General features: G+C 50.1%; 6 protein-coding genes. 2 read left to right on the top strand and 4 right to left on the bottom strand.

What is annotated here, in order from left to right:
- From Q7O77_RS12485 to Q7O77_RS12495, 3 genes are all read right to left on the bottom strand, one after another.
- Positions 1–274 (bottom strand): condensation domain-containing protein (locus tag Q7O77_RS12485; protein WP_304167755.1); only part of this gene is annotated, 274 nt, incomplete at its 3' end.
- A gap of 1192 nt (positions 275–1466) precedes the next feature.
- The gene (locus Q7O77_RS12490; protein ID WP_304167758.1) at positions 1467–2342 is read right to left on the bottom strand and encodes a GyrI-like domain-containing protein; all 876 of its coding nucleotides are present in this window, start codon (positions 2340–2342) and stop codon (positions 1467–1469) included.
- 544 nt (positions 2343–2886) lie between these two features.
- Positions 2887–4059 carry an MFS transporter gene (locus tag Q7O77_RS12495; RefSeq protein ID WP_304167760.1) on the bottom strand — a complete coding sequence of 391 codons (1173 nt, stop codon included), beginning with the start codon at positions 4057–4059 and terminating at the stop codon, positions 2887–2889.
- An 83-nt stretch (positions 4060–4142) separates the two neighbouring features.
- Here Q7O77_RS12495 and Q7O77_RS12500 point away from each other — a divergent pair, with 83 nt between their 5' ends.
- Positions 4143–4643, top strand: a complete 501-nt coding sequence (locus tag Q7O77_RS12500) for an Lrp/AsnC family transcriptional regulator (protein ID WP_304167763.1) — start codon at positions 4143–4145, stop codon at positions 4641–4643.
- 283 nt (positions 4644–4926) lie between these two features.
- On the opposite strand, the gene Q7O77_RS12505 is transcribed toward Q7O77_RS12500, so the two are convergent.
- Complete coding sequence (locus Q7O77_RS12505) at positions 4927–5826, bottom strand: LysR substrate-binding domain-containing protein (RefSeq protein WP_304167765.1); 900 nt, start codon at positions 5824–5826, stop codon at positions 4927–4929.
- Positions 5827–6155: 329 nt separating this feature from the next.
- Here Q7O77_RS12505 and Q7O77_RS12510 point away from each other — a divergent pair.
- Positions 6156–6847: MBL fold metallo-hydrolase (locus Q7O77_RS12510; RefSeq protein ID WP_304167768.1), on the top strand; the 692-nt coding region annotated here is incomplete at its 3' end.

The following is a 6847-nucleotide window of genomic DNA, read 5'->3' on the forward strand; positions in this document are numbered from 1 at the left end:
ATGCCACGTCCGGGGACTGAGTGACGTCAAGGGACGAAACGTCTAAACGCACTCGTAGGGATTCTGTCTCCTGAACGGCGGTTCTTACCGCCATTTCAAAACGCGCTGGATTCAGTGCGGCCGATATTTCAACATATTCGGCAACGTTAAAGACGTTTGCCTTCGCCTCAGGATTGAGGTACTGAGCAAACCAGAGGCCTTGCTGAGCACGACTGAGGGGGTAAATGGACTGTGCTTCCCGTGTCAGACAGGGCTGCATATCAAAAATTGACATAGGACTCCTTTCTTACATCGTTCAATGAGGTCACTGACCAAACTCGTTATAAACCCGCTTACGCCCCATCAGTCCGGCTATTTTCGTTTTCATATAAATTATTGTCTCGCCATTAATTAACACTGCGAGATAAATCTTTATAAATAACAAAAACCGTCTCAATAATGAGATATGGGGAAATATTTTATGGTGAAAAAGACAGAGCTACCGGCTGAAAAAATAAAATAAAACCTGAGAAATAGATAATGACAAATGCCTTAGGGCGCTTCATCACAAAGCAGACACAAGATTAAATATAGAGTCACCGATAACAGAAGAATCTCAAATGTCACGAGCTGAAACAATCGAATAAAAATAAACTCAACAACCCCACATTGGTTCACATCATAGTAACAGCCCTATAAGCACACTCAATAACCAGCGCCCTGACATGAAAAAACTAGTAGATAAAAATCAAGAAGATAAATCAAAAAATCAAAGGTAAAGAAGCGTATTTTTAGTATGTCTTAAAATAACAAAAATCAGCCTTCGCTATTAGAAAGCATGCAATTAATAAAAACAACCCCCTTTTAAAAATTTCTGTTTAATCACTCCTCCCTTAATAAGGCCCAAACGAAATCCATAAAAATAAAAATTAGTATCACGCCGAATTGTAAATTTATTAAATACATGATTCTTAACATTCACTAACACAAATAAGAGTTATTTATTATTTCAAATTCATTTAATTTTGGAAACCGATTAAGAAATAATGCTTTAAAAACAAAAAACGTATAATAATTACATTCAACGTCATGGATGCGCTCTATTCTTCATTACCGAGGCCGTTAATTACCATCATGACGTTCAGAAGGTTATACATTTGCACGTAAAAGGTATCAAATTTAAGAAACGAAAAATAAGCGGCGGAGAGGAGAATGTGCGTTTTTTTTGCGCACCAAGAAATGCGGTGACGCTATTTTTCAACTCACCCATGCAACACATACCGACCATTTTCATCGGTTTTGCGCCATCGCATGTTAACCATGCCGATGAAAGACGCTCGTTGAGCGGTCTGCTGAATGTGACTCAGATCGTTTAGACGTGACGTTAGTCATTACCGAACGCACAAATTATGCGCAGGTTGATGGATGGCTGATGATCCGTGAAGAGAAACGGTAACCCGGTTACGCGCGCTCCCGGGCTATCGCGGTCATTTTAACGGCAGATAGATATCCGTTACCAATTCGTGCTCCGCTACCTCATGGGCAAAATTAAGGTAGTGAAAAAACAGCGGATAATCTCGTAACTCCTCGCCGCTTTGGGGCAGCCACTTGCCGTAGAGATCGCGTGCGCCATCAGACAAAGCATCATGCGAACCACAATGCCGCACCACGGCGCAACGTCCTGCGGGGATGACCGCATTCACGACGCCAAACGGATTATCCTCATCGACAGGCGCGACCACTGAACCACAGATATCAAAGCGAAAATCGGCTGTGGGCGTACTTATCGGATCGTCAGGAGCGACGCCATAAGTCTGACTACTGCCGACTGGGGAAAGGCCGCTCGTTTTACGCCATTCAACAAAGCGAGTCGCCGTTTCGTTGGTTCGTTCCGACGGCCCTCGATGAGTCAGCATCGCAACGGGTGTTGCCGGGAAGTGGACGATCTTGACCTGAGATTGCAAGGTATACCTCCTTACTCTTTGCGTTGTAGCCAGGCGTTGATGCCAATCAATCCAGGTTGGCTGCTGGCGAAACTGCGTCGGCGACAGGCCAAACCTATGCCTGAAAGCACGGCTGAATGATTCCGTGTGCTGGAAACCGGCATCGAACGCGATATCGGTGATGCTTTCTAACGGATTAAAGACCAATCGATAAGAAGCGCGTTTCAAACGCATCATTTGGATATAGCGACCCGGCGGCATCCCGCAATAGCTTGAAAACTGACGATGGAAGTGAAAAGGAGAAAAGTGGGCGACCTCACTCAGCGCCTCCAGCAATAAAGCATCATCGAGATGGCGATCAATATAATCCAAGACCCGTTTAAAACGCTGGGTGTAATGATCGGTTTTATCGTCAAACATGGCATCCTCCGTGCAAATCAGTATGTGTGAAAGGCGTGCGCCCTGCCTGACCGATCTTGCGCAAAACGTCCGCGAAAACAGCTGGCCTCTGCACCGTGGGCTGTTCCCAAGGGATAAGAAAGAAGAGTGCAGGTTATCTCACCTATGGCTGGAAAAAGGAGGGGCAATTTGGCGCCAGAGAAGAATCATCAGGACGATGGTGGCATGACACATCACCGCGCAAAAGGAGTGCGATTGCTGCTCGGTAAGATGGCATCGAGTAGGAGACGGTGTATTCAGAAAGGGGTGAAAGGGGTAGCGATAAAAAAACAAATAACATGTTGTAAATAAATTACTTTTTACGTCATAGCCAACCGGAAGCACTGCCCAAGCGAATATGCGTTGAATTCAACCTGTTGCCTCTAGAGCGTTTGGCCCAGATCAATGAGCAGACCTCGGATGTGGCGAGCCAGCGCCTCAATGAAAACCCGGCAGTAGTAGAAGGTGACGTTGATCTCTTGAAAAGGGCACCCACGGCTAAGTGGGTGCCCACCGTATTCTGAAATCACTCATGTATCGGCAGGGCGTAACCTTTACGGGCGCTTTGCCACACCAGGAAAGCAAGGCCCAGCGCAATAAACGACAGAATGGCCCCCGCCCAGTTGGGTGACGCCAGACCAAAACCGGCGGAGATCGTTATCCCGCCGATCCATACTCCCAGCGCATTTCCCAAATTAAACATGCCGATATTGACCGATGCGGCCATTGTGGGGGCGCCCGCATGGCTGGCGCGATCCATCACCAGCTTCTGAATCGGCGAGACCGTCGCAAAACCGAAAGCCGCCATCAGGAATACCGAGACACCGGTTACCCACTGACTTTCGACACCCGCCCATAACACCAGCAGAACCACACCCTGAGCAGCAAGGGTAACGAAAAGCGTGCCGAAAAGTGAACGATCGGCGAAGCGTCCGCCAACCCAGTTCCCCACGGCAAGCCCCAAACCAAAAAGCACCATCAGCCATGCAACGCCGCCAGCAGAAAAGCCCGCTTCGTGAACCACCATGGGGGCGATATAAGTGATTGAGGTGAAAAAGGCCGCCGGGCCAAAAACGGTAATCCCCATCACGAGCAGCACCTGCGGATCAACGAAGGCACGCAGCTCATTTCGCAATGCAATTGCCTTCCCTTTCTTGATAGGCGGGATCAGCAAAGCAATACTGGCCATCGTGAGCAGCCCGATACCTGCTATCACCCAGAAAACCAGTCTCCAGCTAAATGTCTGCGCAAGCCAAGTCCCTGCCGGAACGCCGACCAGGTTTGCCAACGTCAGCCCCGAAAACATAAAGGCAATTGCGCTTGCCTGACGGCCAGGTGCCACCAACGACGCGGCAATAATTGAGCCGATACCGAAAAAAGCGCCGTGATTGAAGGACGTGACAATACGGCCAACAATCCCGATCGTCATCGTCGGTGCGATTGCCGTAATGATATTGCCCACCGTGAAAATGCCAGCCAGCACTATCAACATGGCCTTGCGCGGAACCCTTGCGCCCAACACCGTTAACAGCGGCGCACCGATAAAGACACCAAGGGCGTAGGACGTCGCCATCATTCCCGCTTTGGGGATACTGACGCTAAATTCTGCGGCAATTTGCGGGAGGATACCGGCAATAACAAATTCAGTAAGGCCTATACCGAATGCACCGACGGCGAGGGCTAAAAGTGCTATGGGCATTGCAACTCCATCATCCATTTTATGGCTTAATGATATTAGGTAGAATCCAGTATATTCAGGCTCTCATTCTGACAGGCACCCTTATGAGCACATTCGATAAAGAAAAAGATGGTATTCGGCGGACAAAGCATAAACCGGCAGAACTTGATGCCATTGACCGAAAAATATTAGGTGCGTTGGCGGAAGATGCAGGCCGAAGTTACACGGAATTGAGCGAGATTGTAAACTTATCGGCGCCAGCGGTGCACGATCGCGTGAAGCGTCTGAAACGTGATGGTGTGATCAAAGGAACCGTGGCGGTATTGGATGGCTGCAAGCTAGGACGGACGCTGTTAACGTTTCTGGTGATCACGACCAGCAGCTATAGCGCAACACGCGCCCTGCTGCAGTTCACTGAACGGAAGGAAGTGGAAGAACTGCATACCGTCGCAGGTGACGGGTGTGTCTTTATAAAAGTACGGGCCGCCAACACCGAGTCTTTGGAGAATTTCTTGATGGAAATTCAGTGCGTTGATGGCGTTCGTTCTGTGCGCAGCTACATTGCGCTTTCCACCTTCCTTGAGCGCGGTCCTTCTCCTGACTAAGCCGTGAGCATGCGTTATCTTCATTACGGATCGGGCTAATGCGGACGTTCTAAGGCGATGCATCACGTCAACTCGGTGCACAGAGTCGCGGGGCGTTGAAGCGTCAGCGCTGCGATAAGCGAAAGGCAGACATCGCGGCCCACGACCAAGAATACCTTGCCACGATGGTCGCGCTACACGCCAAGCGTTATTGATAATGGTTGGCCCGCTTTCGGCTGATAAGCGAACTTCGGTATCAGCCATGTTGGCTTCTGGCACAAACTTGCCTGACGCTTTCTCATCCTCATGTTGTCGTGGCACCGTCAACCATTTCACTCAGCAACCAGCGTTCAAAATCCAGCAGCGCAGATTCATTTATCCCCGTTTCACTAGGTTTGACTAAACAGAATCTTTTGCTCAGGAGTGCTGATTCTGGCCAAGGCGCGACCAGCGCTCCGCTTCTCAGTTCTTTTTCTACGTACATTCGCGGCACCATGGCCACGCCCTGTCCTACCAATGCCGCCGCGATGGCCATTTCATGAAGGTCATACCGGACACCCTGCGCCGGATTATCCAGGACTATCCCGCTTTCCTGGGCATAGGTTTGCCATGCTTCCGGATTTTGCCGCCGATGAATGCGCGGCAGTTCGTTCAATTGATCGTAGATGTTCTTATCCGTTACCAGTGCGGGATGGCATACCGGCACCAGTTTTTCCTGAAAGAGAAAGTGCATGCGCATGCCAGCCCATGCGGGATGCTCAAAATGAACCACGGCGTCAAAACCGCTCCCAGTGAGAATGAAAGGGTCGGTTCTGGCCGCAATATTTACGGTTATGTCCGGGTACAGAGATCTAAAGCCGCTCAAGCGGGGAATAAGCCATCGACTGGAAAACGTCGGCAGGACGGCAATATCCAGACTTTTACTGCCTTCCGGCATTCCCATGATGGACTGCGTATCCCTTTCGAGCCGCTCGAGCGTTTCGCGTACGTGGTGTGCATAGCGCGCTCCTATGGGATTAAGCTTTACGCGGCTTCCCGTTCGGTCAAACAGTCTGCAATTCAGCAACGATTCAAGGCGTGCAATCTGCCGGCTGATGGCGCCTTCCGTCAGCGATAACTCTTCTGCGGCCCGGGCAAAATTACCGTGCCTTGCGGCGGCATCAAACGCCTGCAGAGAAGCGCTAGTGGGAATTTTTTTCCGCATAAAACCGTCCCTCACTTTGTGCATATAACGACCTTCCAGTGAGTGAATGTCACTGATTAATGAAATAGTATCGATTCATACCCGAAAACACAGCATGTAGCATGATGAAAACTCATCAATAAGGTTCCTGCCGTTGATTCATGTCGCGGTCAGTCAATGCCCTACGTCGTGGAATGCCCCAAGAATGATGCCAAAAGCGAGGAAGACTGGAATGAATTTTACCGCCGTGCCGGGCGCTGGAAATGCGGCGACAGAATTCACGGCGCGTATTCACTGTTTGGGTTCTACTGCGCCCCCCATACATGTTCGAAACTAACCCTGAGGTATTAATGAATCCTTCACCCTTCACATCTCGTCAGATCGGGGATTTTCTGGTGACGGCCCTGAGTGACGGCCATATGTCAGCCAATCTGGATTTACTGTCAGGCATAGAGACCGCGGATGCAGAGCTCATTCAGGACAGTGCCGGGATCGCTGAACCCGGCAATATCCATATCAACGCTTATCTCATCCGTGGTCGGGGCCGAACCCTCCTCGTTGACGCTGGTGCGGGAGGACTCAACAACGTGGGAGGGCTGCTCAGAGAAAATCTCAGGGCAGCTGGCGTCAGCCCTGATGACGTGGACACGGTCTTACTGACGCACGGCCATCCTGACCACATTGGCGGCCTGTTGGACGCTGATGGCCAGCCAGTCTTTAGACAGGCTGAACTTCATCTTCATCCTCTCGAGGCGCAATACTGGAGGGATGATGAAAAACTCAAAATTGCCAGCGAACGTAGGAAACGCAATTTTATGCTGGTCCGCCGAACGTTAGAGGCTTATGCACAGAAACTGCGTTTTATTGACGGGAACAAGATAATCGAGGGCATTCTCCCGGAATGGCTGCCGGGTCACACACCCGGCCACACCGGCTACCGCATCGATTCAGAGGATCAACGCCTGTTGATATGGGGAGACATCGTCCATTTCCCACATATCCAGTCAGCACACCCGAGCGTTTCAATTGAATTCGACTGCGA

Source organism: Lonsdalea britannica (assembly GCF_946477055.1).
GTDB lineage: Bacteria > Pseudomonadota > Gammaproteobacteria > Enterobacterales > Enterobacteriaceae > Lonsdalea > Lonsdalea britannica_A.